Annotated in this window: 24 protein-coding genes and 4 tRNA genes; 6 read left to right on the top strand and 22 right to left on the bottom strand. The window is 65.0% G+C overall.

Annotated features, from left to right (window positions below; genetic code table 11):
* Nucleotides 1-358 precede the first annotated feature (358 nt).
* Nucleotides 359-448: transfer RNA gene (locus tag C7C57_RS01820), tRNA-Ser, on the bottom strand.
* Nucleotides 449-599: 151 nt separating this feature from the next.
* On the opposite strand from C7C57_RS01820, the gene radA reads away from it, so the two are divergent.
* On the top strand, nucleotides 600-1,955 hold the full coding sequence (radA, locus tag C7C57_RS01815) for a DNA repair protein RadA (protein ID WP_030147943.1): 1,356 nt from the start codon (nucleotides 600-602) through the stop codon (nucleotides 1,953-1,955).
* 206 nt (nucleotides 1,956-2,161) lie between these two features.
* Here radA and C7C57_RS01810 read toward each other — a convergent pair whose 3' ends face one another.
* The 21 genes from C7C57_RS01810 to tilS all read right to left on the bottom strand — a co-directional run bounded on the left by C7C57_RS01810 (nucleotide 2,162) and on the right by tilS (nucleotide 22,950).
* Nucleotides 2,162-2,557, bottom strand: coding sequence for an SseB family protein (locus tag C7C57_RS01810; RefSeq protein ID WP_030147942.1), 396 nt, complete (start codon nucleotides 2,555-2,557; stop codon nucleotides 2,162-2,164).
* A gap of 21 nt (nucleotides 2,558-2,578) precedes the next feature.
* Nucleotides 2,579-3,247 (bottom strand): hypothetical protein, encoded by a 669-nt coding sequence (locus C7C57_RS01805; protein ID WP_187977380.1) that lies wholly within the window; start codon nucleotides 3,245-3,247, stop codon nucleotides 2,579-2,581.
* Between the two features lie 90 nt (nucleotides 3,248-3,337).
* Complete coding sequence (locus tag C7C57_RS01800; protein WP_187977379.1) at nucleotides 3,338-3,856, bottom strand: amino-acid N-acetyltransferase; 519 nt, start codon at nucleotides 3,854-3,856, stop codon at nucleotides 3,338-3,340.
* A 59-nt stretch (nucleotides 3,857-3,915) separates the two neighbouring features.
* Nucleotides 3,916-5,049: a UDP-N-acetyl glucosamine 2-epimerase gene (locus tag C7C57_RS01795; protein ID WP_187977378.1), complete on the bottom strand. Its 1,134-nt coding sequence runs from the start codon at nucleotides 5,047-5,049 to the stop codon at nucleotides 3,916-3,918.
* Between the two features lie 320 nt (nucleotides 5,050-5,369).
* Nucleotides 5,370-7,904, bottom strand: coding sequence for an ATP-dependent Clp protease ATP-binding subunit (locus C7C57_RS01790; RefSeq protein WP_187977377.1), 2,535 nt, complete (start codon nucleotides 7,902-7,904; stop codon nucleotides 5,370-5,372).
* A 124-nt stretch (nucleotides 7,905-8,028) separates the two neighbouring features.
* Complete coding sequence (locus tag C7C57_RS01785; protein WP_187977376.1) at nucleotides 8,029-8,295, bottom strand: hypothetical protein; 267 nt, start codon at nucleotides 8,293-8,295, stop codon at nucleotides 8,029-8,031.
* Between the two features lie 39 nt (nucleotides 8,296-8,334).
* Nucleotides 8,335-9,813, bottom strand: coding sequence for a cardiolipin synthase (cls, locus tag C7C57_RS01780; RefSeq protein ID WP_255505748.1), 1,479 nt, complete (start codon nucleotides 9,811-9,813; stop codon nucleotides 8,335-8,337).
* Nucleotides 9,814-10,057: 244 nt separating this feature from the next.
* Complete coding sequence (locus C7C57_RS01775) at nucleotides 10,058-10,270, bottom strand: hypothetical protein (protein ID WP_187977375.1); 213 nt, start codon at nucleotides 10,268-10,270, stop codon at nucleotides 10,058-10,060.
* A gap of 75 nt (nucleotides 10,271-10,345) precedes the next feature.
* The gene (locus C7C57_RS01770; RefSeq protein ID WP_187977374.1) at nucleotides 10,346-11,191 is read right to left on the bottom strand and encodes a hypothetical protein; all 846 of its coding nucleotides are present in this window, start codon (nucleotides 11,189-11,191) and stop codon (nucleotides 10,346-10,348) included.
* Between the two features lie 106 nt (nucleotides 11,192-11,297).
* Nucleotides 11,298-12,806, bottom strand: coding sequence for a lysine--tRNA ligase (gene lysS / locus C7C57_RS01765; protein WP_187977373.1), 1,509 nt, complete (start codon nucleotides 12,804-12,806; stop codon nucleotides 11,298-11,300).
* Nucleotides 12,807-12,881: 75 nt separating this feature from the next.
* Entirely contained in the window at nucleotides 12,882-13,592 is a 711-nt protein-coding gene (locus C7C57_RS01760; protein ID WP_187977372.1) for a Rossmann-like and DUF2520 domain-containing protein, read from the bottom strand.
* On the bottom strand, nucleotides 13,592-15,352 hold the full coding sequence (locus C7C57_RS01755; RefSeq protein WP_187977371.1) for a PH domain-containing protein: 1,761 nt from the start codon (nucleotides 15,350-15,352) through the stop codon (nucleotides 13,592-13,594). The genes C7C57_RS01760 and C7C57_RS01755 overlap by 1 nt, the downstream gene beginning before the upstream one ends.
* Nucleotides 15,349-15,906, bottom strand: a complete 558-nt coding sequence (locus tag C7C57_RS01750) for a PH domain-containing protein (protein ID WP_187977370.1) — start codon at nucleotides 15,904-15,906, stop codon at nucleotides 15,349-15,351. Before C7C57_RS01750 ends, C7C57_RS01755 begins: the two co-directional genes overlap by 4 nt.
* A complete protein-coding gene (locus C7C57_RS01745; protein WP_187977369.1) occupies nucleotides 15,872-16,348 on the bottom strand; it encodes a DUF3180 family protein in 477 nt (158 codons plus the stop codon). The genes C7C57_RS01750 and C7C57_RS01745 overlap by 35 nt, the downstream gene beginning before the upstream one ends.
* A complete protein-coding gene (folK, locus tag C7C57_RS01740; protein WP_187977368.1) occupies nucleotides 16,345-16,947 on the bottom strand; it encodes a 2-amino-4-hydroxy-6-hydroxymethyldihydropteridine diphosphokinase in 603 nt (200 codons plus the stop codon). The genes C7C57_RS01745 and folK overlap by 4 nt, the downstream gene beginning before the upstream one ends.
* Nucleotides 16,944-17,309, bottom strand: coding sequence for a dihydroneopterin aldolase (gene folB / locus C7C57_RS01735; RefSeq protein WP_030147927.1), 366 nt, complete (start codon nucleotides 17,307-17,309; stop codon nucleotides 16,944-16,946). The genes folK and folB overlap by 4 nt, the downstream gene beginning before the upstream one ends.
* Before the next feature lie 109 nt (nucleotides 17,310-17,418).
* Nucleotides 17,419-18,222, bottom strand: a complete 804-nt coding sequence (folP, locus tag C7C57_RS01730) for a dihydropteroate synthase (protein WP_255505747.1) — start codon at nucleotides 18,220-18,222, stop codon at nucleotides 17,419-17,421.
* A gap of 68 nt (nucleotides 18,223-18,290) precedes the next feature.
* Nucleotides 18,291-18,890 (bottom strand): GTP cyclohydrolase I, encoded by a 600-nt coding sequence (gene folE, locus C7C57_RS01725; RefSeq protein WP_187977367.1) that lies wholly within the window; start codon nucleotides 18,888-18,890, stop codon nucleotides 18,291-18,293.
* A 4-nt stretch (nucleotides 18,891-18,894) separates the two neighbouring features.
* Nucleotides 18,895-21,033, bottom strand: a complete 2,139-nt coding sequence (ftsH, locus tag C7C57_RS01720) for an ATP-dependent zinc metalloprotease FtsH (RefSeq protein ID WP_187977366.1) — start codon at nucleotides 21,031-21,033, stop codon at nucleotides 18,895-18,897.
* Between the two features lie 214 nt (nucleotides 21,034-21,247).
* Nucleotides 21,248-21,799 carry a hypoxanthine phosphoribosyltransferase gene (hpt, locus tag C7C57_RS01715; RefSeq protein ID WP_030147923.1) on the bottom strand — a complete coding sequence of 184 codons (552 nt, stop codon included), beginning with the start codon at nucleotides 21,797-21,799 and terminating at the stop codon, nucleotides 21,248-21,250.
* A 119-nt stretch (nucleotides 21,800-21,918) separates the two neighbouring features.
* Nucleotides 21,919-22,950 (bottom strand): tRNA lysidine(34) synthetase TilS, encoded by a 1,032-nt coding sequence (tilS, locus tag C7C57_RS01710; protein WP_187977365.1) that lies wholly within the window; start codon nucleotides 22,948-22,950, stop codon nucleotides 21,919-21,921.
* A 60-nt stretch (nucleotides 22,951-23,010) separates the two neighbouring features.
* Between tilS and C7C57_RS01705 the strand changes: the two genes are divergently transcribed.
* From C7C57_RS01705 to C7C57_RS01685, 5 genes are all read left to right on the top strand, one after another.
* On the top strand, nucleotides 23,011-23,505 hold the full coding sequence (locus C7C57_RS01705) for an inorganic diphosphatase (RefSeq protein ID WP_030147921.1): 495 nt from the start codon (nucleotides 23,011-23,013) through the stop codon (nucleotides 23,503-23,505).
* A gap of 322 nt (nucleotides 23,506-23,827) precedes the next feature.
* Nucleotides 23,828-23,903: transfer RNA gene (locus C7C57_RS01700), tRNA-Glu, on the top strand.
* Nucleotides 23,904-23,936: 33 nt separating this feature from the next.
* Nucleotides 23,937-24,013 (top strand) — tRNA-Asp (locus C7C57_RS01695).
* Between the two features lie 62 nt (nucleotides 24,014-24,075).
* A tRNA-Phe gene (locus tag C7C57_RS01690) sits at nucleotides 24,076-24,151 on the top strand.
* 102 nt (nucleotides 24,152-24,253) lie between these two features.
* Nucleotides 24,254-26,182 carry an AIPR family protein gene (locus tag C7C57_RS01685; RefSeq protein ID WP_187977364.1) on the top strand — a complete coding sequence of 643 codons (1,929 nt, stop codon included), beginning with the start codon at nucleotides 24,254-24,256 and terminating at the stop codon, nucleotides 26,180-26,182.
* Nucleotides 26,183-26,363: the final 181 nt, after the last annotated feature.

Below are 26,363 nucleotides of genomic sequence, written 5' to 3'. Positions count from 1 at the left end.
TTGACTGGCGTTTTCATCGATAGCTTAAATGATCAGCGAGACGATTTTCGATTATGCCATTCACGTCATTAACAATATGAAACCATAATCGAGTTTGTAATTGAGGACGCCTCAACGAAGGCACACGAAGGGCCGCATCTGCCTTTCCGGTTGAACCGTGCGATCTAAAACACGCAGTGGTTTGGCGACGGCATATGCCGCTGATTCTCAACCATAACGATGAGTCGTCTACCATTAGGCACGCGATTTAGTACGAGGCTCTTGAAAGCCGACACTGAGCAAGCCACCACGCTCAGATGGGATTCGAGAACGCAATATTGAAAAGCAAAACCCCCTCTCCGAGGAGAGGGGGTTTTAGTGGCGGTGACGGCGGGATTTGAACCCGCGGTAGGGGTGAACCTACACAACATTTCGAGTGTTGCACCTTCGGCCGCTCGGACACGTCACCGAGAAAGAGTCTACGATATCCGCAACTCGGGCGCGAATCGAGGCCCCTTTTGCGCGTGTTCGGCGTGTCGAGCCCCTGTGGATGGATCGTTTTTGTCCACAGAACGGGCATCATTCCCGGTGCGGTCGGGGGTCCCGGGTACGCTGAGGATATGGCCAAGATCACCTCCGCATACGTCTGCACCGAGTGTGGCTGGCACGCCGCCAAATGGGTGGGCCGCTGCGGCGAGTGCCAGCAGTGGGGCACCGTGCAGGAGGTGGGTGCACAGCCGGGTTCCTCGCGCGTGCAGGCGGCCAATGTGTCCGCCGAACGTAGCGCCCGCCCCATCACCACGATCACCGAAAACGCGCTCACCCACTGGCCCAGTGGTATCGGCGAGCTGGATCGTGTGCTCGGCGGCGGCATCGTCCCCGGAGCGGCCATCCTGCTCTCGGGTGAGCCCGGCGTGGGCAAGTCCACGCTGCTGCTGGAGGTCGCGGCGCGGGTCGCCCGCTCGGGTGCCCGGGTCCTCTATGTGAGCGCCGAGGAGTCGGTGGGCCAGGTCTCACTGCGAGCACGGCGTACCGGCGCCCTGGTCGACACCCTGTACATCGCCAGCGAAACCGACCTCGGCGTGCTGCTGGGGCAGGTGGAGTCGATCGATCCGCAGCTGCTGATCGTGGACTCCGTCCAGACCGTCTCTAGCGATCAGTCCGATGGGCTGGCCGGCCAGCCCGCACAGGTGCGCGAGGTGGCCCAGACGCTGGTGCGCGTGGCCAAGGAGCGCAACCTCCCGGTGCTGATCGTCGGCCATGTCACCAAGGACGGCACCATCGCCGGGCCCCGTCTGCTGGAACACCTGGTCGATGTGGTCTGCCACTTCGAGGGCGACCGGCAAACCGCGCTGCGCTTCGTGCGCGCGCTCAAGAACCGCTTTGGTCCCACCGACGAGGTGGGCTGCTTCGAAATGGCCGGAGACGGCATTGCCGAGGTTCCCGATCCCAGCGCCCTGTTCATCAGTCGCGGCACCCCGGTGTCGGGTACCTGCGTGACCGTGGCGATGGAGGGACGCCGTCCGCTGCCGGTCGAGGTCCAGGCGCTGGTCGCGTCCTCCTCCGCCCCCAACCCACGCCGGGTCACCAACGGGGTGGATACCTCCCGGGTCTCGATGCTGCTCGCCGTCCTGGAACGCCGAGCGGGCCTCAAGCTCTCCGATAAGGACGTCTACGTGTCCACGGTCGGCGGGGTGCGCCTCACCGAGCCCGGTGCGGACCTCGCGATCGCCATCGCCATCGCCTCGGCGGTTAAGGACTTCGCCGTTCCGCACTCGTTTGCGGCGATCGGGGAGATCTCGCTGGCCGGGGAAATCCGGCCGGTGGTTTCCGCCCGGCAGCGCCGCACCGAGGCCGAGCGGCTCGGCTATTCCAGCATCGTTGATCACGAGTCCGAGGGCATTCAGGAAGCCCTCCGGCAGGCGCGTAAGGCAGCCGCGACCACCCGAGAGAAGGAACTCGACGCGGCGTTCTAGCCGACCCCGGGATCCGAGCTCGCCGGGCTTCGACAGCACGGCGTCTCATTCGAACCGGGTCTAGATTCCTTTAGATTCCGCGGCCCCATGAGGTCTGACCCCAGTGGGTTCCGGCCAAACCGAGTTTCGGCCCCACTGGGTCTCGCCCGCAAAAGTGCGCGCCTTCGCCACGGCTGCACCCACGCCACAACCTGGCCGGCGGAAACCTAGATGTCCAGGACCCGCATGATCTCCGCGGCCGGTGCCTGCAGCGGGTGCGGCCCGGCAATGTCGAAGAACACCGTGTCGATCTCGGATCCGTGGGTACGCAGGAAATCATGCAGCCACAGCCCCTTATGCAGCGCCACAAACGGCGGCAGGGCATCGGGCTTATTCTTGGCATCCGAGAACAGCAGCAGCGCAACCTTCCCGGTGTCGGGGGCGCGGTACAGCCAGACATCCGCCGACTGCTCGGCCGTGGGCTTATCGCTCGTGCGCGGCTTCATCAGCGGCACCACAAAACTGTCATTGCGCAGCGCAAACGCCACCTTGGCCATATCCTGCTCGGCCAGGGCCTCGGCCAGCGGTTCGGAACGGAACGACGGCTGCTTCTTTTTTGCCATGCCCCTATTCTCCCAGGGTTCCTACTCGAGAACGAATCGCTTGGCGTTGGTGCTCTTGATCCCATCGATGCTCACCGACAGCTGATACGAGGCCCCATCGGCGGGAACCGGATCCCGGTTCCCCTCGCAGGTATCCGCAGAGGACCTGGTGCGGTCCCAAACGATCGCATCGGCCGACTGAACGGTCTGCCCCGATTCGATCACCGAGTTCTGATCGCTGGGTTCAACCTGGCAGTCGGTGGAGGTCCACACCTTGTTGTCACCGTTCAGGATCGTAAACGACTGCTTACTGGTCCCCGCGTTGATCGTGCACGCCTCGCTGCCGGTATTGGTAATCGACATCCGCAGCTGGGGCTTCTCCCCCGCCGCATAGTCACCCTTATCGGTGATCGCGCTCACCACGATGACCTTCGAGGTGCACTTCGGCGCCGATGCACCACCACCCGCCGGCGCCCCCGAGGGGTTTGCCGACGGATTCCCCGACGGGGCACCGGAGGCACCCGGCGACGCGGTATCGGAGGGCGTCACCACCGGAACCGATGCCTTGGGCACATCCGAGGTGGATCCCGGCTGCACAATCAACAGCACGATGACCGCAATGACCGCGACCAGCCCCAGCAACACAAACAGCCGACGCCGTGCATAAACCTGCTTGGACGGACGACCGGAATCGGGTGCTGAAGAGCTCATAAAACCAGGATATCTGCGCGTTTCTCCCGGCCCGGCAGGAGCGCCGAACCGGGGGCAGATTATCGGGGATACTCGGTCCGGAGACCCCGTCTAGGCGAGGTGCTTAAGCATGCGGGTGTTTCCCAGGGTGTTGGGTTTCACCCGCGCCAGATCCAGGAACTCGGCCACACCCTCATCGGGGGAACGCACCAGCTCCGCATAGACGTCGGCATCCACGATGCTCTCCTCGATCGCCGAGTAGCCGTGCCGGGTGAAAAACGCGGTCTCAAAAGTCAGGCAGAACAGGCGGCTGAGGCCCAGCGCGACCGCGCGCTCCTCCAGCGCACTCATGATCAGGTGCCCCACCCCCGCGCCGCGCAGCGACTCGTCCACGGCGAGGGTGCGGATCTCCCCCAGGTCCTCCCACATCACGTGCAGCGCCCCGGCCCCCACCAGGTTTCCCGCGGAGTCCTCGGCGACAACAAACTCCTGCACCGCCTCATAGAACACCACCCGTTCCTTCCCCAACAGGATGCGTCGCTCCACGAAGGGCTGCATCAGGCTCATGATTCCCGGGATATCGCGTGTGGTGGCCGGGCGAACCCGATACGAGGTGGGATGCGTACTCATACTGCCAGGCTATACCCGTGCGCCCCCGGAATCCGGCAGCGGATTGGATGCAACGCCCGCTAGCGCGGCGTTCTCCGCTCCCCGCGCAGCCTGCGCCGATGGTCCTCGATCAGCGCCGCGGTGTGCCGCAGAATCCGTTCGCTGGCCCGCCCATCCCCAAAGGGCGAGGGTTGCCCCGCGAGGCGTGCGGCCCCGTCCACGTCGGCCAGCGCCACCGCAAGCTCCAGGCGCAGATCCATCCCCGGGGTGACCAGCACCGCGAATCCCGAAGTGATCGCCTCCGGGTAGCGGGTGGATCGGCGCAACACCAGGACCGGCTTGCCCAGCACCGTCGCCTCCTCCTGCACCCCGTCGGAGTCGGTGACCAGGAGTCTGGCCCGCGCGGCCAACTCCAGGAACGCTCGATACCCCAGATTTCGACGCACCTGCAGCGGGGTGAGCAGCTCGTCCAGGCCAAACCGGGTCACGGCCTCGGCCGTGCGTGGGTGCAGCGCCAGCACCGTGGGGAGCGGTCCGCGCCCGAGGATCCGCAGGATCCGTTCCAACGCCGCCCGGGTTTCGATGTTCTCCGGGTGCGCGATGGTGGCGATCACGTATCCGCTGGGCGCATCGGGCACCGGGCGTGCCCTGACCATCGTGGACAGCGCCAGTTGTGCCGCCTCGACGCCGGTGCTCCCGGTCAGCCTAATCCGATCCGGCTCCACCCCGGCGATGCGCAGGTTTTCGGCGTTCTCCGGGGTGGCCACACAGTGCAGGTCGGTGAGGGCCGTGACCACCTGCCGGGTGGTTTCCTCGGGATGATCACGATCCTGGGCCGCCATCCCCGCCCCCACCTGCACCACCGGAAGCCCCGCATAGCGTGCGGCCTGCGCTCCCATCGAGGCGCTCGGCGCGTTGCCAAACACCATGACCGCGGCCGGGGGCGACTCCGCGAAGTGTGCGGCCAGGTCGATCAGACCGGCCCCAATCGGGGTCGCCTCACCCGGCCCGCGCGTCCCGTTCAACACCACGTCCGGGGTGCCCAGACCCAGCCCCGCAAAGAAACGGGCCGAGACCCCGGATTCGCCGAGCGACCCGGTATGAAACACCCGGGCCCGCCCATGCAGGCGTCGAATGAGGGGGGCCAGCCTGATCGTTTCGGCGCGGGTACCCAGCACCACCGCTATCGGAGCATCACCCTGCCGTCCGCTCATCGGGTCCTCCCGCCCACCCCGGGTTACGATCCCCGCGACACACGTGAAGGGGATACGGGGTCGCGGGGCCGAAACATTGGCACCGTGACGGGGACAGCACGGGCCAACACCACCACGCTAGCCCCGCCGGCCGCGCCCGCGGGTGGGTCTCCCGCAGCCCCGCGCCTCCGGCCCCGCGGTTACGGGCCCGGAACCCATTTTTTTGCCCACGGGTCTGGCGGACACCACGGACTCGCTGCCACCCGCCGACGCCCCGATATCCCCGGACACACAGAACCGGCCCACCCCCGAGGGGATGGGCCGGTTCTGTGTACCGCGAGTTACTCGCCCGAGGCCAGCAGGTCCGGGGTGGCCGGACCGGTGCTGATCGCCGGGGCGACGTTGGTCAGCGAGGCGTCCAGTGCGTTGGCCTGACGGGAGGTGGTGAACACGAACTTATTGTCCGCCACGTCCACGTGGATGTGGTCGCCCGCACCCAGCTCACCGTGCAGGATGCGCTCGGAGAGCTGGTCCTCGATGTGCTGCTGCATCGCGCGACGCAGCGGCCGGGCACCGAGGCTCGGGTCGAAGCCGATGTCGATCAGCTTCTCCTTGGCGGCCTGGGTCAGCTCGATGGTCATGTCGCGGTCCATCAGGCGGTCGCGCAGGCGGCCGATGAACAGGTCCACGATCTGGAGCAGTTCGGGCTTGTTCAGCTGCGGGAACACGATCACGTCATCCACGCGGTTCAGGAACTCGGGCTTGAAGTGGTTCTTCAGCTCCTCGCTCACCTTGCCCTTCATGATGTCGTAGGTCGCGGCGGAGTCGCCCGAGGCCTGGAAACCAACCGGACCGCCGGCGATGCCCTTGGAACCGAGGTTCGTGGTCATGATGATGACGGTGTTCTTGAAGTCGATCTCGCGACCCTGGCCATCGGTCAACCGGCCCTCTTCCAGAATCTGGAGCAGGGAGTTGAAGATGTCCGGGTGAGCCTTCTCGATCTCGTCGAACAGCACCACGCTGAACGGCTTGCGGCGCACCTTCTCGGTCAGCTGGCCACCCTCTTCGAATCCAACGAATCCGGGGGGAGCACCAAACAGACGCGAGACCGTGTGCTTCTCGCCGTACTCGGACATGTCGAGCGAGATCATCGCGTTCTCGTCGTCAAACAGGAACTCGGCGAGGGCCTTGGCCAGCTCGGTCTTACCGACACCGGTGGGGCCGGCGAAGATGAACGAACCGGAGGGACGCTTGGGGTCCTTCAGGCCGGCACGGGTACGACGGATCGTCCGCGAGAGCGCACTGATCGCCTCGTTCTGGCCAATCACCCGCTCGTGCAGGGCCTTCTCCATGAAGATCAGACGTGCCGACTCCTCCTCCGTGAGCTTGAATACCGGGATACCGGTGGCCTGGGCGAGCACCTCGGCGATCAGACCCTCGTCGACCGTAGCCTCGGTGGTCACCTCGCCCGAACGCCACTTCTTCTCCAGGCGCAGACGTTCGCCGAGGAGGTTCTTCTCCTCATCGCGCAGCGACGCGGCCTTCTCGAAGTCCTGACCCTCGATGGCGTCTTCCTTGCGGGTACGCACGTCGCTGATCTTCTCGTCGAACTCGAGCAGCTCGGGCGGGCTGGACAGCAGCGAGAGGCGCAGGCGTGCGCCGGCCTCGTCGAGCAGGTCGATGGCCTTGTCCGGCAGGAAGCGGTCGGAGATGTAGCGGTCGGCCAAGTTGGCGGCGGCGACGATGGCACCGTCGGTGATGGACACCTTGTGGTGGGCCTCGTAGCGGTCGCGCAGACCCTTCAGGATGTTGATGGTGTGAGCCAGCGAGGGCTCCCCCACCTGGATCTGCTGGAAGCGGCGCTCGAGGGCGGCGTCCTTCTCGAAGTGCTTGCGGTACTCGTCCAGGGTGGTCGCACCGATGGTCTGCAGCTCACCACGCGCGAGCAGCGGCTTGAGGATGTTCGCGGCGTCGATCGCACCCTCGGCGGCACCGGCACCCACCAGGGTGTGGATCTCGTCGATGAAGATGATGATGTCGCCGCGGTTGCGGATCTCCTTGGTGACCTTCTTCAGGCGCTCCTCGAAGTCACCGCGGTAACGGCTTCCGGCGATCAGCGAACCGAGGTCCAGCGAGTAGACCTGCTTGTCCTTCAGGGTCTCGGGCACGTTGCCGGCCACGATGGCCTGGGCCAGGCCCTCGACCACGGCGGTCTTACCCACACCGGGCTCACCGATCAGGACGGGGTTGTTCTTGGAACGACGCGAGAGGATCTGCATGACCCGCTCGATCTCCTTTTCCCGGCCGATGACCGGGTCAAGCTTGTTGTCGCGCGCGGCCTGGGTCAGGTTGCGGCCGAACTGGTCGAGGATGGCCGAGCCACCCTGCGGCGCAGCCTGCTCGGGGGCACCGGCACCGACCGAGGCGGTCTCCTTACCCTGGTAACCCGAGAGCAGCTGAATGACCTGCTGGCGCACGCGGTTGAGGTCGGCACCCAGCTTCACCAGAACCTGGGCGGCAACACCCTCACCCTCGCGGATCAGGCCGAGCAGGATGTGCTCGGTCCCGATGTAGTTGTGGCCGAGCTGCAGGGCCTCGCGGAGGCTGAGCTCAAGCACCTTCTTGGCGCGCGGGGTGAACGGGATGTGACCGGTGGGCTGCTGCTGGCCCTGACCGATGATGTCCTGCACCTGCTCGCGCACGGCGTCAAGCGAAATCCCGAGGGATTCGAGTGCCTTGGCGGCAACCCCCTCACCCTCGTGGATGAGGCCGAGCAGGATGTGCTCGGTCCCGATGTAGTTGTGGTTGAGCATCTTGGCCTCTTCCTGGGCCAAAACGACAACGCGACGGGCACGATCCGTGAATCTCTCGAACATTTCACTCCTTAAACGCCGCGGCGTGGGTCGGCGTCGTTACATCGAGAATAACGCGCCGAAGCGCTCAATAGTCCCCTGTTCGCCGTGGGCGTGACACCGGGGGAAACGTGCGGAGTTTCCGCGTCTAGGACTGGGTGGAGCCATCTCCGGCCGCACGCTCGGCGGCGGCGGCACGGCGGGCGGCGCTCACCTTGCGGCGCTCGGCCGCCACCTGAATTCCGATCACCACGCCGGCACCCACCAGGGCCACAAACGAGATTCCCAGCGCGATGGCCTTGAGCGTCACGTTTCCCGAGAGGGTCGACACGATCCCGGCGGCGAGGCTGGCCACCACCAGGATGATTCCGATAATGGTGGCGCGGGTCATCGGCGGGCGCGGGGGCGTAGTCATACCTCTACGGTAGCAGCCGCCCGGTGCGGCAACGGCGCGCTACTGCAGCGCCGAGGTGAGCCGGGCCAGGTTGTCCAGCACGGTCGAGCGCAGCGGCTGCCGCTCCCACTCCTCGAGGGTCAGCTCGCGGCTCATCGCCCGATACTGGTCCTCGATCCCGCGCATCTCCTCCACAAAGGAGGCACCGCGCACCAGCAGCGAAACCTCGAGGTTCAGGCCGAAGGAGCGCATGTCCATATTCGAGGAGCCGATTACGGCCACGTCATCGTCGATGGTGAAGTGCTTGGAGTGCAGGATGTAGGGGGCTGGATACATGAAGATGCGCACGCCCGCCTTCAGCAGCTCCTCATAGTAGGAGCGCTGGGCATGGAATACGACCGCCTGGTCGCCCTCCTCGGAGACAAACAGGTCCACCGGAACCCCGCGCTGCACCGCGGTGGTCACCGCGTACATGATCGATTCATCCGGCACAAAGTACGGGCTGGTGATCACGATGCGCTTCTGCGCCGCATAGAGCAGGCCGAGGAACAGGCGCAGGTTGTTTTCGCCGTCGAATCCCGGGCCGCTGGGCACCACCTGGCAGTCCAGCACATCGGGGGTTCCCTCGGGCACGGCCTCGGCCATGTCCAGGCGCAGCGCGATAATCTCGCCGGACTCGGCGTACCAGTCGGAGAGGAAGATCACGTTCAGCGCGTCCACGGTGGGACCCACCACGCGGACCATCAGGTCCTTCCACTTCAGCCCGCGGCGCAGGTTGCCACGCTTGAGATAGGTCCGATCCACCAGGTTCTGCGAACCCATGTAGCCGACGCGACCGTCGACGATCATTAGCTTGCGGTGATTACGCAGATCCGGACGCTGGTACTTTCCCCGCAGCGGCTGCACCGGAAGCATCATGTGCCACTCGGCCCCCACCTGATTGAGGCGGCGCTTGGTCTGCCGATAGCGCGGTGAGCGCAGCGTGGCGATGTGGTCAAAGAGCACCCGCACCTTGACCCCGCGGGCCACCGCGCGCCCGATCGCGTTGAAAAACTCCTCGGTCTTGTCGCTGTAGGCCACCAGATAAAACTCGATGTGCACGTAGTCCACCGCGGTGTCGATCTCACGCGTCATCTCGGCGATCGTGCCGTCATAGTCGGGGATCAGCCGCGCGGTGTTGCCACCCAGCAGGGGCAGCGCCCCGAGGTTCGAGTTGAGTTCCACCAGCGAGTTAAACCAGGTGGGAGCACCGGGCTGGTGCTCCTGATTGGGGAGGGCTTCGACGCCGGCCTTGACCGCGTCGTTGATTTCCTCCTGGATCTTGCGTCGCTTACGCGGGAGCTTCGGATTTCCGATCAGCAGGAAGATCAGCATGCCCACGGCCGGCTGAATAAAGATCAGCATCAGCCAGGCGGTTCCCGCGGTGGGCTTGCGGTTGCGCGGAACCACGATCACCGCGATCACCCGGATGGTGATGTCAAGAACCAGGTAGAGCGCACTCCAGAGGCCGAACCCACCCAGGAATAGGTCGAGGCCCACGGCGCTCCTCTCGATCGGTCGAAATCGCGGCCCTGCCGCGGTTCCGTCGGGTCAGGCCAGCTTAGCGAACCGGGGGCAGCAACGCGGGTATCACGGGCGAGTTGGTGCCGTGTCTTCGAAGCGGGAACGGGAGAACACCGCCCACGGTCCCGGGTTAACGCCGGATGCCCCTCGCACGGGGCGAGGGACATCCGGGAAGGTCACCGATCCGCGCGGGCGGGAGCTCCGCGAGGATGGGACCGGGCTACTCGGGGGCTGCCGTCTTGGCGGCGGCACCACCGGAACGCGGTGCGGGCGGCAGGCCCAGACGTACGCGCTCCACCGACTCCATCTCCGCATACGCGGCACGTTCGCCGCGGTCTGCCCGGATGATCGAGCGCACGATGGCCCAGAACACCAGACCGACAAGGATGGTCGGGGTGACCGACCAGAGCGCGTTTACCCAGAAGTTGTCCATGATGTATCCATGGTACCTCGTTCGCGCGAGACTTACCTCGTTCGGTCGAGAGCGCCGGGGATGCCCCTCGGTGGCCTAGACGCGCGGCTTTCGCCAGGCAAGGACCAGCCAGTAGACGCTCACCGCAACCGCGGCCAGGGAAAGCACCAGATCGATGATGCCCAGGGCGGGCTCGGAGGCCAGCTGAATCAACGCGCCCACGACCTGGAACAGCGCAAGCACGGCGGCGATCGAGGCAAAAATGGTCCCAACCACCCGTCCCCAGGCGCGTCCGCGGCGAACCGGGAAGTAGATCAGGGCCGCGCTACCGGCAGCAAAGAGCACGGTGAAGATCGAGGATCCCACCAGGGTCACGGTGTAGGCGCTGCTACCCAGGCCGCCGATCGAGGGGGCTCCGGTGATCGCAAATCCGATCCAGGTGCTGAGCAGGGCACCGACCAGCAGAACCGCGTACTGAATCAGGGTAAACGATGCCAGCGGTGCCGATACCGACGCCGGGAAGGCTCGCTGGCCCGGTCGTTCGAACTGATCGGGGTGCACCGGGGGTGCGCCCGTGAGTGGAGGATATACGGCACCCGGCTGGCCATTCGTGGGCTGTCCGTACCCCGGCTGTCCGTATCCGGGCTGGCCATATCCCGGCTGTCCGTATCCGGGCTGCGGGGCGGCGGGCTGGCCGTACCCCGGCTGCGGGGCGGCGGGCGCGCCATAGGCGGGCGGGGCAAAGCCCGGCGCGGGGGTCTGTTCCGGTGCAGGGAAGGCACCGGGAGTCTGTTCCGGATGCGGGGCGGCCTGCCCCGGAACGGGATACGCGGGAGCCGATTCGGGCGGGGTAAAGCCGGGAACGGGCTGACCCGATTCGGGTACGCCAGCGGACTCGGGGCCCTGCGGGGACGCGGACTGGTTCTCTTCTGGGGTAGACATGGCCACACGCTAAGCCCGAACCCTGTGCGTTGTCCGCATCTCCGGGGCGTGTCCCCGCTTAAATACCGGAAGCCCCGGGAAAACCCGGGGCTCCTGGGGAAATGTCCTACTTGACCAGCGGGAACAGGATGGTCTCGCGGATGCCGAGGCCGGTGATCGCCATCATCAGACGGTCGATCCCCATGCCCATTCCACCCGACGGCGGCATACCGTGCTCGAGGGCCCGCAGGAAGTCCTCATCGATCGGCATGGCCTCATCGTCTCCGCGAGCCGCCAGCGCCGCCTGCTCCACAAAGCGCTCGCGCTGGATGACCGGGTCAACCAGCTCGGAGTATCCGGTGCCCAGCTCGAAACCGCGAATGTAGAGGTCCCACTTCTCCACCACGCCGGCCTTGGTGCGGTGCTCGCGCACCAGCGGGGAGGTGTCGACGGGGTAGTCCATCACAAAGGTGGGGCGCGTCAGGGTACCCTCGACGAAGTGCTCCCACAGCTCCTCCACGTACTTGCCGTGGATGGGGTGGGCCACGCTCACACCCTCGGCCTCGGCGAGTGCCTTGAGCTCCTCGATCGGGGTCTCCGGGGTGATTTCGCGACCGGCCGCGGCCGACAGGGAGGTGTACAGGTCGATGCGATCCCAGTCGCCACCGAGGTCGAACTCGGTGCCGTCGGCCCAGGTCACCACGTGCGATCCGGCCACCGCGAGGGCGGCGTTCTGGATCATGGTCTGGGTGAGATCGGCGATGGAGTTGTAGTCCCCATAGGCCTGGTAGGCCTCGATGGTGGCAAACTCGGGGCTGTGGGTCGAGTCGGCACCCTCGTTACGGAAGTTGCGGTTGATCTCGAACACCCGGTCGATTCCGCCCACCACCGCACGCTTGAGGTACAGCTCGGGGGCGATGCGCAGGAACAGCTCGGTGTCGAAGGCGTTCGACTCGGTCACGAACGGACGCGCGGCGGCCCCGCCATGAACAACCTGCAGCATCGGGGTTTCCACCTCGAGGAATCCGCGGGTGGTGAGGGTCTGGCGGAGGCTAGCCATGGTGGTGGCACGCGCGACCACGGTCTTGCGGGCCTGCTCGCGGGCGATCAGGTCGAGGTAGCGGGCGCGCACGCGGCTCTCCTCGCTGAGCTCGTTGTGCAGGTTGGGCAGCGGCTGGATGGCCTTGGCGGCGATCTGCCAGTCGGTCACCATGATCGACAGCTCGCCGCGGCGGCTGGAGATCACCTGTCCGGAGACAAAGACGTGGTCGCCCAGGTCAACCAGGTCCTTCCAACGGGCGAGCGATTCCTCGCCCACCTCGGCCAGGGAAACCATGGCCTGGATGCGGGATCCATCGCCCGACTGCAGGCTCGCGAAGCACAGCTTGCCGGTGTTGCGGGCGTGCATGATGCGCCCGGCGATCCCCACGGTAATACCGGTCTCTTCGCCGGCCTCAAGGTGGGCATACTCGGCGCGCAGCTCGGGGATCGTGGTGGTGATCGGGACGCTCACCGGGTAGGCTCCGCCGGCGGCATCCGTGCGTTCGGCAATCAGCCGTTCGCGCTTAGCCAGACGCACCGCCTTCTGCTCGAAGATTTCGGCATCGGTCGGGGCGGCAACGGGGGAGTCGCTCATACTGTGTGTTCTCCTTGGGGACGGTGGCGTTCGCACCCCAGTTTAGCCCGGACCGACGCGGCCGCGCGCCGTCGCCTAGATCAGCGAATCGGGTTCGGGCTGGCGGGTGGTTTCCCGCAGCGCCTGATCCACCGCGCTGCGCACCAGCGAGGAGAGGAATCCGCCGGGATGCTCGACCCCGATGTCCGCGAGGATAGAGGTCGCCTGGGTCACGATCGAGCGGGAGAACGCGGTGGCCGTGGTGATGGCCTCGGCATAGGCCGGGCGGTCGTCCTCGGCGACGATCACCGGCTCGGCCCCCATCTCCACCACCAGGGCCTGCCCGATCGGCTGGACCGGTGCCGGGGCGGTGACCGCCACATAGCTTTCGGCCAGCCGGGCCAGGTCCATGCTGGTGCCGGTGAAGGCGAGCGCCGGGTGCAGTGCGAGCGGGATCACCCCGCGGGATGCCGCCGGGGCGAGCACCGCGGTCCCAAACTCGGCGGCCGTATGCAGCACAATCTGACCCGGCTGCCAGGTGCCGGCCTCGGCCAACCCCTCAACCAGCGCGGCAAGCTCGGCGGTGGGCACCGCCAGGATGACCAGCTCGCTGCGCTCGATGATCTCGGGAATCCCCAGGATCGGCACGCCGGGCAGAATGGCCTCGGCCCGATCCCGGCTGGCTTCGGAGATCGCCGAGATCCCGATTACCGCGTGCCCGGCACCGGCCAGCGCCGCCCCGAGGACCGGCCCCACCCGCCCGGCTCCGATGATTCCGACACCCAAACGTCCGGCCCGACCACTCACTACTTTTCCTCCTGCGGCCCGAGGTTCGGGCCTAATTCAATATTCTCGGCAACGCCCGCCACCGGATAGCGCTGCGCGTTCTCGGCCACCAGCTCGGCCTCGCGTTCGCTGCTCGGTTCCCAGCGTCCCAGGTCGATCCGCGGGGCCCCGGGCACCGGTGCCGAGGCGCGCGTCTGCGCCCAGCGGTGCGAGGTATCGGCCCCGATGGCGACAACCACCGCGGCCGAAACCTTCTCAAACAGGTCCACACCGTCCCGGGTGGACATATGCGGCAGGGTCGCCACAACCGGACCGAGCACCGTATGGGCGGTCACGCTGGCGATTCGCAGCTGGCGCTCGATCGGCCCCTGCGTGGTGTTGAGACTCTGTAGGCGGGCCAGCGGAATGAGATCCAGGTGACGCCAGATCACCCCGCGACGGAAGATCAGCAGATCCCCGGTCAGCGTGTAGCCGGTGCGTCGCCAGGCGAAGGGATCCACCCACGCCGCGCGCCGCGGGTTCCCCACAAACCCACGCGGATTCCGGGAGTTCAGCGCATCATCCAGCAGCTCGCGCACGGGCTGATAGAACGGCTGGTTGAGCAGCAGGCCCACCACGGCCGCCGCATCATCGAGCCGCCCCACCGGCAGCGCGGTGGTGGCCGAGTCGGCGGCGTTCAGCGCCGAGGTGCCGGCCCTGTTGATCTGAACCCGCCACCACCCAAACGGACGCCACAGCAGCGGCTGGGTCACCCGCACCGCGTGCACCCGGCCGGGCGGAACGGTGTCGTTGGTGGTGGAGAGCAGACCGGCACCGATCCGCATGCCCGCGGAGGTGCTCGCCACCGAGTAGCGCATGGACTTGGAGATCCGCGACCAGTAATAGGAGACCACACCGAGGATCGCCGGCAGCAGCGCAAACAGCGACCAGTAGATTCCCCGGGTGACCATGACCGTGACCACCACGACCATCACGATCAACAGCACGGTGGACAGGCTCACCACGGTCGAGACGATCAGGCGCAGCGGGGACACCCGAACCACCGCGGTGACCTGGTGGGCGGCAAGATCCAGCTCGGGTCCGAGCAGATCACGTGCGCGATCGGTCACCAGGTTTTCGAGCTTCGAGGCGGTGCTGGGCGTGCCCTCGCCGGCGGTTTGCGTAGCCGGGGCCGGGGCTGCCGGACGGTGCTGCTTTCCCGAGGCGAGGGTGAGCAGGGCCGCACGCAGCGGCTCGGCATCTCGGGCGTGCAGGTACTCCAGGTTGACGTTGGCACCGTCTCCGGCCACCGATACCTCAAGCTTGGCCGCCCCAAAAATCCGGGCGAACAGCGGCCGGGCGATATTGACCGACTGGATCCGATCCAACTGGGCCCGACGGTGCCGCCGGAACAGGATGCCGCTGCGGATCTCCACCGCGTCGGCTCCGATTCGGAAGGTCGCCATCCGCCAGGAAATATAGAAGAACACGATCATCAGCACCAGCACGGCCAGCACCCCGCCAAGAATCAGCAGAATATTGGGTGAGTTGAGGATCGCGGTGACCGGATCGTACTGTTCGGGACCGTTGAGCACCGGGACAAAAAAGGCCACCAGTCGCTCGCGGAAATTCGATACAACGATGCCGAAGATCACGATGAACGCGACCCCTCCGCGCAGCAGCGGGGTCGCCGGGTGCATCCGGTGCCACTCGCCGTCGGTCAGGTCCGCGACTGTGCGCGGCGTCGCGGCGGGAGCGGTTGCCGGAGTAGGCGGCGGGATCGGCTCAAACTCGCCGCTCACAGCCCGCTCCGACGACTCTCGGCGACGGCCACCAGGTGGTCACGCAGCTGCTCGGCCTCCGCCAGGGGCATCCCGGGGATGATCACGTTGGTGCCCACCGCCGCGGTGACAAACTTCAGCTCGGCCAGGCCGAACGCACGGGCAATCGGCCCCCGGTTGATATCGACCAGCTGCATCCGACCGTAAGGCACCGCAACAAACCGCTGCCACATGATCCCGCGGCGAAACAGCAGGTCATCCTCGCGCAGCAGGTAGCCGATCGAGCGGGCCCGACGAGGAATCAGGATCGCGGTAATAATGAGCACGATCAGGATCGCACCGCCGGCCAGCAGGGGCCAGATCGACTCGTTCAGCCACCAGATCAGGGCGGCCACCGCGGCGACCACGATCATCGTGACGGTGTTCCCGATCTGTTCGATCACCGCAAACTTCGGCGAAATCCGCTGCCACTGATCGCGCGGATAGTCGAGCTCCAGTGACCTCAGCTCGGGACCACTAGCGACAGGCTCGCTCGGCACATCAGGAAGACGCGGGGGCTGCTCCGGGTAGGTCATCGTCGGTATCCTCCGGCAGGGTGCACAGGTATTCGGCGATGAGGCCGCCCGCGCACAGGATCAGGGCGCCCACGGTGGCGATCACCAGGGGTACCCACGAGTTTAGCGCGGGGCTCACCGCGCGGCTGAGGAGAAATCCGATCAGTCCCAATCCCACGCCGCCAAGCAGGGCACCGGTCACGGCCTCCGCCTTGGCCAGGACCAGGATCCGCATCGCGTAGAACGAGTCGACCCGGCGGCGCGGGGTCGCCCGGATCGCGCGATAGATCCAAGCCGCCAGGAATACGGTCACCCCGGCGATCAGCAGCAGCGTGATCGGAAGCGACAGCGCGGGCGTCAGCAGTGGACGGCCGAGCCCGGCGAGGGTCATATTTGTCAGCGCGCCCACCGCGGCACCGACGGCGAGAAGCCCAATCAGGACCCCGTAGGAGGTGCGCTTCACGGCAGCTCCGTTTCGGTCGGGATGGTTTTCAACGCACGCAGCAGATCGGCTACCGGGCCGGCCCCGGGCAGGACGGCGTCGGGATCCAGCGCCCACCACGGGCCCAGCACAAAGTCTCGCTCCACCGCGCGCGGGTGCGGGATGGTCAGGGTGGGCGTCTCGATTTCCAGATCGCCGTAGGTGATGATGTCGATGTCCAGCGTGCGATCGCCCCATCGTTCCAGACGCTCGCGGCCGTGGGCACGCTCGATCTCGGCACCGGCAGCCAGCAGGTCGCGCGGGCTGAGCGTGGTGCGCACGCGGGCGACGGCGTTCAGGTATCCCGGCGCATCGGGATCGGGTCCGTCGAGTTTCACCGCCACCGAATCGACCACCGGGGACAGGGTGACCTCGAGGATCCCGGGCACATCGGCCAGGTCGCGGACCGCCGCGTCGAGGGTTTCGGCGCGGTCTCCGAGATTGGCTCCGAGCGCGAGGATCGCCGATACGGAGTGCCGCGGGGCCTCGGATGCGCGCGCCTCATCGCGGGCGAGCCGCTCGAGTTTCGCCTGGGTATTGCGCGTGGGCGGGGCGATGCGCCCGCCGGGGAGCGGGGTCATCGGGTGCGCTCAATCGTCACGGCCACGTCGCCAAACGGCACCGAGATCGGGGCGTCGGGCTTGTGCACGGTGGCGCGGACACGCTCGGCGGCGGGGAAGCTCAGGGCAACCGCGGCGACCCGCTCGGCCACGGTTTCGATCAGGTCCACCGGGTTGGCGGCCACGGCGGCAACCACGGCCTCGGCGAGCTCGCCATAGTGAACGGTGGCGGCCAGATCGTCCCCGGCGGCGGCCGGATGCAGGTCGAGCCAGACCACCAGATCGATCAGAAAGTCCTGGCCCTGTTCGCGCTCAAAGTCGAAGACGCCGTGGTGCGCGCGTACACGCAGCCCGGTCAGGGTAATGAAGTCGTTGGCAGCCACGGGGCTAGTCTACGGGCGCGGGTTCGGCCCCGCCACACGAACGGCGGCTCCGGCTCCAACGCCCGGGCGCGGCGCCCGGGGTGCGGTGTGCGGTCCAGACCGCGGCGCGCTACGAGCGCAGCTGCTCCCACACGTCGAGCGCGCGGGCGCTCGCCCGGGGTTCGTGGACGCGCACCCCCCAGATGCCGGCGTCGGCGATCAGCGCGGTCAGGACGGCCGTGGGTAGATCCCGCTCGGACACCTCGGCATCGGCGGGAAGCATCTCGCCGAGGAAACGCTTGCGGCTGGCCCCGATCAGCAGCGGGAATCCCAGCGCGGTCAGTCGGTCAAGTCCCCGCAGGATCGCCCAGTTATGAGCGCCGGTCTTGGAAAACCCGAGACCCGGATCCAGGATGATGCGCTCGTCGGGAATCCCCGCGGCCCGGGCACCGGCAACGATTCGCGAGAGTTCCTCCACAACCTCGCTCACCGGATCGGCATAGTGGGCCAGGCTGTCGCCCGCGTCGAGTCGACCACGCCAGTGGCCGGCGATCAGAATCGCGGTCTCCGAGGCGGCCACCACCCGGAGCAGCTCGGGGTCGGCCTGGCCGCCCGAGACGTCGTTGACGTACAGCGTGCCCGCGGCGAGAGCCACCCGCGCGGTCTCGGCGTTCATCGTGTCGATCGAGGTGGTGATCCCCGCGGCGTTGAGCGCCTCCAGCGCCGGTCGTACCCGGGCAATCTCCTCGGTGACCCCGACAATCTCGGCACCGGGACGGGTGGACTCCCCACCCACATCCACGATGCCCGCCCCGGCCTCGACGAGGGCTCGGCCGCGGGCAATGGCATCCTCGGGAGCCAGATAGTGGCCTCCGTCGGAGAAGGAGTCGGGGGTGACGTTCAGCACCCCCATGATCAGCGGCCTAGCGGACACAGAGCCCACCATTCCCAACCATCTGCGGCCTCGTGGTCACCGAACCACCATCCACTACCATCAGTGGCCTAGCGGTCATGGGTCCCACCGATCAGGGCGAAAATTTCCCCCCGACGCAGTGGGTCGGACAGCTCGCCGCGGCTGGCCATGGTGACCGTGCTGGAGGCCACCTGGCGCGGTCCGCGGGCGGACACGCAGCCGTGCTTGGCCTCCATGACCACCAGCGCCCCGCGGGCGTCCAGACCCGTGAAGAGGGTGTCGGCGATCTCGTCGGTCAGGCGTTCCTGCAGCTGCGGGCGCGACGCCAGGGTGTCGACAACTCGCGGCAGCGCGCCGAGGCCCACCACCTTCTCGCCGGGCAGGTAGGCCACGTGGGCAACCCCGATAAAGGGCAGCAGGTGGTGCTCGCAGATCGAGCGGAACTCGATATCGCGCAGCAGCACGATCTCCCCCGGTCCCGAGGTTTCATGCTCATCGGCCGCGGAATCCAGCGGCACCGTATTGTTCAGCAGGGCGCGGGCATCCACGCCGATTCCGGAGAAGTACTCGGCGTAGGCCTCGGCCACCCGACGCGGGGTGTCCTGCATGCCCGGACGGGCGGGGTCCTCCCCGATCGCTTCGATCAGTTCGGACACCGCCCGCATCACGCGTTCGCGATCCACTGCCATGCGGCTAGGACTCCGGGGTTGTGTCGGTCGGCTTCTGGTCTGCCTGAGCGGGCTTCTCCTCGGTTGCATCCGCGGCGGGAGCCTCGGCGACGGGAGCCTCGGCGGGAGCCTCGGCGGCGGGAGCCTCGGGGGCTGCGGCGTCGGCCGCGGTACCGGTCTCGGCGGCCGGGTCCTCGGTGGGCTCCATGGTGGCCGAGGCCACGGCCCCATCGGTCAGCTCGGGCTGGATCGGCACCGAGGTGATCGGCATCTCGATCGGGGGCAGGTCGCTCACCGGACGGTCGACGCTGGAGAGCCACTGCGGGCGCTCGTCCAGCTTCTTGATGTCCTTGAAGATCTCGGCCAGCTGGTTGTGATCCAGGGTTTCCTTCTCCAGCAGCTCGCGAGCCAGACGGTCGAGCACGTCGCGGTTGGCGTTGAGCATCTTCCAGGCCTCATCATGGGCCTGCTCGATCAGCGCGCGCACCTGGTCATCGACCTGCTGGGCGATCCGCTCCGAGTAGTCGCGCTGGGACCCCATGTCGCGGCCGAGGAACATCTCCCCGCTCGAGGCACCCAGCTTGACCGCACCGATACCGGCACTCATGCCGTACTCGGTCACCATCTTGCGGGCGATCGAGGTGGCCTTCTCGATGTCGTTTGAGGCACCGGTGGTGGGGTCGTGGAACACGATCTCCTCGGCCACACGGCCACCCATCGCATAGGTCAGCTGGTCCAGCAGCTCGTTACGGGTCACCGAGTACTTGTCCTCCAGCGGCAGCACCATCGTGTAACCGAGGGCGCGCCCACGCGGGAGGATGGTGACCTTGGTCACCGGGTCGGAGTTCCGCATCGAGGCGGCGGCGAGGGCGTGACCACCCTCGTGGTAGGCGGTGATGAGCTTCTCACGGTCGTTCATGACGCGAGTACGGCGCTGCGGACCGGCGATTACGCGGTCGATGGCCTCGTCCAGCGCACGGTTGTCGATCAGCTGCGCGTTGGAGCGCGCGGTCAGCAGGGCGGCCTCGTTGAGGACGTTGGCCAGGTCGGCACCGGTGAACCCGGGGGTCTTGCGGGCGACAACCTCAAGGTCGACGTTCTTGGAGAGCGGCTTGCCCTTTCCGTGGACCTCGAGGATCTTGCGACGGCCGGGCAGATCGGGCGCATCCACGCCGATCTGACGGTCGAACCGGCCCGGACGCAGCAGCGCGGGGTCCAGGATGTCGGGACGGTTGGTGGCCGCGATCAGGATCACATTGGTCTTGGGGTCGAAGCCGTCCATCTCCACCAGGAGCTGGTTCAGGGTCTGCTCACGCTCATCGTGACCGCCACCCATTCCCGCGCCACGGTGGCGACCGACGGCGTCGATCTCGTCCACAAAGATGATGGCCGGGGAGTTTTCCTTGGCCTGTTGGAACAGGTCACGCACACGGCTGGCACCCACACCCACAAACATCTCCACGAAGTCCGAACCGGAGATCGAGTAGAAGGGGACGCCGGCCTCACCGGCAACGGCGCGGGCGAGCAGGGTCTTACCGGTTCCGGGAGGACCGTACAGCAGCACACCCTTGGGGATGCGCGCGCCGACGGCCTGGAACTTGGCGGGCTCCTTCAGGAACTCCTTGATCTCGTTGAGCTCCTCAAGCGCCTCGTCGCTTCCGGCCACATCCGCAAAGGTGACCTGCGGGGACTCCTTGGACACCAGCTTGGCCTTCGACTTACCGAAGGACATCAGCTTGTTGCCGCCACCCTGCATGTTTGACAGCAGGAACCAGAAGACCACACCGATGATCAGGAACGGGATCAGGAACTGCAGCAGCGAGCCGATCCAGCTGGGCTGGGGCACCTTATCGGTGAAGCCGTCGGCGGGCTTGGCCTCGTTGACGGCGGTGATCACATCGTCCGCACGCGCGTCGAGGAAGTTGAACTGCACCCGCTTGCCGAAGTCCTTGAAGTCGTCCTTCAGCACCAGGTCGGCCCGGTTCTCACCGGCGGTCAGGGTGACCTCCTTGACCTTGCCGTCCTTGATCAGCGAGATGCCCTGGTCCGTGTTGATCTCACGGAATCCGTTCAGCCCCGCGATCAGGTTAAAACCAATCAGAAAGACAACAATTGCGACGATGATGTAGGGCAGCGGGCCCTTGAAAAGGCGATTGGGTTTCATGTGCGTGCGAGCGGACGCTCGGACCTTTCTGCGGGTGAGGCAAGGACGGGTCGAGGAGGCCCGTACTGATTAGGGTAGCCGCTAGGGGCGAAAGTCCGCCCCATGTTCGCCGTGGGATGAACCCATGCGTGTTCACAGCTTGCGTTCGGGCTGCTCGGAGGATATGAGGAGACCCCGCGAGGAAACCTCGCGGGGTCGGCGTCAAATATGAATATTAGGCGTACACGTGGGGGGCCAGCACGGCCACGTCACGCAGGTTGCGGTAGCGCTCGGCGAAGTCCAGACCGTAGCCCACCACGAAGTCGTTGGGGATGTCGAAGCCGACGTAGCGGCAGTCAATCTCGACCTTGGCGGCCTCGGGCTTGCGCAGCAGGGCGCAGACCTCGATCGAGGCGGCACCGCGGGCGGCGAAGTTATCCAGCAGCCAGGAGAGGGTCAGACCCGAGTCGATGATGTCCTCGACGATCAGCACGTGGCGGCCGGCGATGTCGGTGTCGAGGTCCTTGCGGATCTGCACGACGCCGCTCGACTTGGTCGAGGCGCCGTAGGAGGATACGGCCATCCAGTCGATCTGCACGTGCTGGGTCAGCGCGCGGGAGAGGTCTGCCATGACCATGACGGCACCCTTCAGGACGCCCACCAGGAGCAGGTCCTTTCCGGCGTAGTCCGCGTCGATCTGAGCGGCAAGCTCGCGCAGTTTGGTGTTGATTTGTTCCTCGGTGACGAGGATTTCGGTCAGATCATTGCGGATGTCGCTGGATTCCATGAACCAAGTCTACGTTGTCCTGGTGATCGGGGAAATCCACCAGCGCGCCGTGTTTTCTCCCGGCGGCAGGTTTGGCGGGTGTGCCGTGCCCTTTTGTTCGGCGCACCCGCATGCCCGCGCTAGTCGAGGGCCCCGGCGGCGGTGAAAACGATCAGGCCGTTGTCGCGATGTACACGGATCCCCGGCACATCGATCGGCCCCTGACCGCGCCAGCGGGTCACCAGTTCGGCGATTTCCAGCGTGTGGGAGCGTTCGAGGGAGACGCCAAACTCCCCCTGGGCCACCAGGCGAATAATCCGGTTGCGCAGCGCCGCGGGGTTCGCGGCCAGGGCCTGGACAGAGACGGCGATGCCGGCCTCGGCGTGCTCCACGATCTCCTCGATGAACTCCTCGATCATGTCCTCAAACGCGTCGGCGTCCTCGCGGGCCTGATCGGCGGTGCGGGCCAGCGCCTTGGCGATGCCCGGACCAAGCTCCGCCTCAAGCATCGGCAGGATCGTCTCGCGCACCCGCACGCGTGCATAGGAGGGGTCAAAGTTATGGGGGTCGATCCAGGGAGTCAGCCCGCGGGCAGCACAGGAGCCCACGGTGTCGACCCGGTCGATCCCGAGTAGCGGACGCGCATAGAGCCCCGAACGCGGTGCCATGCCGGCGAGGCTGCGTGCACCGGCACCGCGAGCAAGACCCAGCAGCACGGTCTCGGCCTGGTCATCGCGGGTGTGGGCGAGCAGCACGGTGTCCGATCCGTGTTCGCGAGCCACCTCGGACAGCGCCGCATAGCGGGCCTCGCGGGCGGCAGCTTCGGGACCACCCTCGGTCCCCACGCTCACGCGGCGCACAATCACCGGGTCCAGGCCCAGCTCGCGGGCGGTGGCGGCGGTCCGCTCGGCCACGAGGTCCGACCCCTCCTGCAGGCCGTGGTCCACGATGATCGCGCCGGCGGAAATCCCGGCCGAGCGTGCCTCAAACGCCAACGCATCGGCCAGCGCGAGGGAATCGGGCCCGCCGGAGAGGGCCACAAATACCGGCGCGTCACCCGTGGTATCCGCCGAATTGGCGCGTTCTGCGAGGGCCTGACGGACGGCGCTACGAATGCGGGCGCTGGACGTATCCAAACCTGGGCGACGGGGTGCTTGTGTGTTCTCGGGCATCAAGTAACGTTATTACAGACTTTCCCGATTCTGATCCGTTCTAACTAAGGAGAACAAGTCATGGCTACTTACGACGTCGTCGTAGAGATCCCCAAGGGCAGCCGCAACAAGTACGAGGTTGACCACGAGACCGGTCGCGTCTACCTGGACCGCGTGCTGTTCACCACCTTCGTGTACCCCACCGACTACGGCTACTTCGAGAACACCCTGGGCCTCGACGGCGACCCCGTTGACGCCCTGGTTCTGCTGGAGTACCCGGTCTTCCCGGGCGTCGGCGTGAAGGTTCGCCCGGTGGGCGTCCTGAACATGTCGGACGAGGCCGGCTCGGACGCCAAGGTTCTGGTTGTCCCCGCCAAGGACCCGCGCTGGGCTCACATCCAGGACATCTCGGATGTGGACGAGCAGACCAAGAACGAGATCGAGCACTTCTTCACCCGTTACAAGGACCTGGAGCCCGGCAAGTGGGTCAAGGTTGACGGTTGGGCCGACGCCGCCACCGCCGAGCAGATCGTCACCGACGGTTTCGCCGCGTTTGAGGCCGAGGGCAAGCACTAATTGCCCCCGCGAAACGGCGGTCCGGGGTCTCCCGGGCCGCCGTTTCGCATATGAGGGACGGCATTCCCCCGGGTTTACTGCTCGGCAGCGAGGCAAAAAGCGCGGTTTTGCGGGCGTCCGCCACGCCGAAACCCGCGGTCCCGCCACGCCGATTGACCGGGGGTTTCTTCAAATCGGACGCGCCCGGGGCGGCCTCGATTTTTCTGTGAGAGGATTATGCCCATATACTGATTTCAGGCAAGAGAGCGGGAAACGAAATCCGAAAGGAAATCATCCCAAACTCCGGTCTGTTACTTCGGTAGCCGAGGTCTTCGAACCTCACGGCCCCATCGTTTAGCGGCCTAGGACGCCGCCCTTTCACGGCGGTAGCACGGGTTCGAATCCCGTTGGGGTCACCACTACCAAGTAATGCAGTACAATTCAATATGTAAGGCCCTGTAGCGCAGTTGGTTAGCGTGCCGCCCTGTCACGGCGGAGGTCGCGGGTTCAAGTCCCGTCAGGGTCGCCAAGGTGAAGAACCCTTCCCATCGGGAAGGGTTTTTTATCTCAGGCGGCAAGTATTTGCCACCTGGCTCTGTAGCTCAGTTGGTAGAGCGTTCGACTGAAAATCGAAAGGTCACCGGATCGATGCCGGTCGGAGCCACCAAAACCCCCACATCTCGCCGATCGTGGGGGTTTTTTGTTGCCCTCAAAAGAGCACCTCCGAATTTTCCAGGATTGGACTGAGCATCCTGGTTACGTATCAGAGGTGCCTGCCGGACGTAATCGTTCAGCGATCGATGTTTCCGAATATGTGAACTCCACCACCTTAAAACCTTACATTTCGGAGCGTCGCACATTGTCTCGATACTTCAGGTTGGTACTTTGTGGGATGCCTACGAATTCAACACAGGATATTGTCGAATATCACTTCACGGAATATCACAAAAAGAACTTCCCGAGTCTCTCAAGACCTGAAGCATGGGAGCAGTTCATCGCCCATCTAACCCTCAAGCCTTTCAAAGTTGAACAGGCAGAGATCTCTGCAGGCATCGTAGACGGCAAATACGATGGAGGCATTGATTCATTCCATATCGTTCTCAACCTCACTGAATCCGTAACTCTATCGACCCAGGGAATAAGAACGACACGGCCGCCAAAGGGCGTTGAATCAGCGGTACCCCTTGATGTCGTTATTGCCCAGTCAAAGAGCGACGGAAAATGGGACCACACCGCGATTTGGAAACTGCGCGAGACGCTTGACGCCATCCTCAATGGCTCAAACACACTTACCAAACTGTATGAGACACCATTGAACCAAAATGTTATCGACCAGGTCGATGCCTTGCGACGAATCGAGCGTAAGGTCATAACCCTTAATCCTCGACGATCGATTGCGGTCTATCTCGCATCTAACGCACCCGAAGGCGCACTTAATACGCATATGAAACGGTCTCTACGAGACCTCGAAGCAGCAGTGCAAGCTCGGATGCCCCACGGCACGCGCATCATCGTTAAAGCGCTCGGTGCGGAATCACTCCTAGAGCTCATCCAGCAGGAAGGAAATTTCGACGGGATCTTGACTTTCACTAAGTCTCCAATCCGAGAAGCCAAAGGATCAAGTCAGGCATTTCTCGGCTTGATCACGATAAAAAAATACCTTGACTTCTTGCGAAGAGAAAAAAGTAAGGTCCTTCGCGATGAATTCTTTGGGGTAAATGTTCGTCAGTTCGCAGGAGATCGCAACCCAGTAAACTCGGCGATCAAGTCAACGCTCTCGGCTGATAGCCTCGCTGCGTTCTGGTGGATGAATAACGGAATTACAATTCTTGCAGACTCCGCAACTGAACCGGTGAACGATACCTGGCTCCTCAAGAACCCTCAAATCGTGAATGGTCTACAAACTAGCCACGTTCTTCACTCGGCAGATATCGCCGGATTGATAACGCGCAAGCGCCTTAACGAAACTGTCCTCGTAAGAATCGTTACCGAGAAAGACTCAGCCATACGCGAATCTATCGTGACTGGGACAAACAACCAGACCAACGTGAGCAGCCTTCAACTGTTTGCAAATGATGATGTACAACGGCGCATAGAAGCGTACTTGCTCACCAAGGGATGGTTCTACGAGCGACGGCGCTGGCAGTTCCGGGGAAGCAACGTGAGCGCATCGAAAATCAAGAGCATCAGTGAACTTGGTCAGGCAGTCATCGCGACCCGGTTGCTCCAGCCAGACACAGCTCGCGCACGACCTGCGTCACTGCTTAACAAGAAGGCTGGGTATTCCAAGGTGTTCGCCGAAGAAGTTCCAGAAGCGCTCTATGCAAAATCGTTGGAGCTCGTCGAAACAGTCGAAAACTACCTCAGATCAGACCAAGGCAAAGCCGTATCCGACAACTTTACCAACGATCGTTACTACCTCGTCAGCGGGTACATCGTGTCACACCTCAAGGTAAAAGATCAGACTACGTTCCGCCTCGACGCGAGGATTAGTCAACTCGATTCGAAGCCAACGGCGACTACCTTACAAGAGATTCATAAAAAGCTTTACAAGCTCATCAGCGATCCCAACGATGTAAAGCGAGTTGACGCACTGTTCAAAGGAAGCGAGCTAAAAACAAAATTCTTTACCAGCCTGGGCATGACAAAATTCCTGGTTCCCGCTGCTGAAAAAACCAAAACAACCTCTGGGAGATGAGCGGTCCATACCGTAAGAATTATCGTAGGCTCGTGAAAGTAAATTGCTAATTGATTAGATACAGGTTGTGGTCTACTTGCACCTTCCTTAACATTTCAACCTTTCTTTTGGTATAGGCATAGCGCAGAACCTGGATTTTCCCCGCCCGCTACAACGAAACCCCGGATCTCACGGATTACGG

It is taken from the genome of Mycetocola sp. JXN-3 (assembly GCF_014522285.1).
Classification (GTDB): domain Bacteria; phylum Actinomycetota; class Actinomycetes; order Actinomycetales; family Microbacteriaceae; genus Mycetocola; species Mycetocola saprophilus.
This window is presented reverse-complemented; position numbering and strand designations above follow the sequence as displayed.

What these genes read in the sequence shown, in the direction of transcription:
- radA (WP_030147943.1), top strand. Translation starts at nt 600, where the DNA reads ATGGCCAAGATCACCTCCGCATACGTCTGCACCGAGTGTGGCTGGCAC.
- ftsH (WP_187977366.1), bottom strand. Translation starts at nt 21,033, where the DNA reads ATGAAACCCAATCGCCTTTTCAAGGGCCCGCTGCCCTACATCATCGTC.
- tilS (WP_187977365.1), bottom strand. Translation starts at nt 22,950, where the DNA reads ATGCCCGAGAACACACAAGCACCCCGTCGCCCAGGTTTGGATACGTCC.
- C7C57_RS01705 (WP_030147921.1), top strand. Translation starts at nt 23,011, where the DNA reads ATGGCTACTTACGACGTCGTCGTAGAGATCCCCAAGGGCAGCCGCAAC.
- C7C57_RS01750 (WP_187977370.1), bottom strand. Translation starts at nt 15,906, where the DNA reads ATGACCTACCCGGAGCAGCCCCCGCGTCTTCCTGATGTGCCGAGCGAG.
- hpt (WP_030147923.1), bottom strand. Translation starts at nt 21,799, where the DNA reads ATGGAATCCAGCGACATCCGCAATGATCTGACCGAAATCCTCGTCACC.
- C7C57_RS01800 (WP_187977379.1), bottom strand. Translation starts at nt 3,856, where the DNA reads ATGAGTACGCATCCCACCTCGTATCGGGTTCGCCCGGCCACCACACGC.
- folK (WP_187977368.1), bottom strand. Translation starts at nt 16,947, where the DNA reads ATGACCCCGCTCCCCGGCGGGCGCATCGCCCCGCCCACGCGCAATACC.
- C7C57_RS01790 (WP_187977377.1), bottom strand. Translation starts at nt 7,904, where the DNA reads ATGTTCGAGAGATTCACGGATCGTGCCCGTCGCGTTGTCGTTTTGGCC.
- lysS (WP_187977373.1), bottom strand. Translation starts at nt 12,806, where the DNA reads ATGAGCGACTCCCCCGTTGCCGCCCCGACCGATGCCGAAATCTTCGAG.
- C7C57_RS01775 (WP_187977375.1), bottom strand. Translation starts at nt 10,270, where the DNA reads ATGGACAACTTCTGGGTAAACGCGCTCTGGTCGGTCACCCCGACCATC.
- C7C57_RS01805 (WP_187977380.1), bottom strand. Translation starts at nt 3,247, where the DNA reads ATGAGCTCTTCAGCACCCGATTCCGGTCGTCCGTCCAAGCAGGTTTAT.
- folE (WP_187977367.1), bottom strand. Translation starts at nt 18,890, where the DNA reads ATGGCAGTGGATCGCGAACGCGTGATGCGGGCGGTGTCCGAACTGATC.
- C7C57_RS01795 (WP_187977378.1), bottom strand. Translation starts at nt 5,049, where the DNA reads ATGAGCGGACGGCAGGGTGATGCTCCGATAGCGGTGGTGCTGGGTACC.
- C7C57_RS01785 (WP_187977376.1), bottom strand. Translation starts at nt 8,295, where the DNA reads ATGACTACGCCCCCGCGCCCGCCGATGACCCGCGCCACCATTATCGGA.
- C7C57_RS01770 (WP_187977374.1), bottom strand. Translation starts at nt 11,191, where the DNA reads ATGTCTACCCCAGAAGAGAACCAGTCCGCGTCCCCGCAGGGCCCCGAG.
- C7C57_RS01810 (WP_030147942.1), bottom strand. Translation starts at nt 2,557, where the DNA reads ATGGCAAAAAAGAAGCAGCCGTCGTTCCGTTCCGAACCGCTGGCCGAG.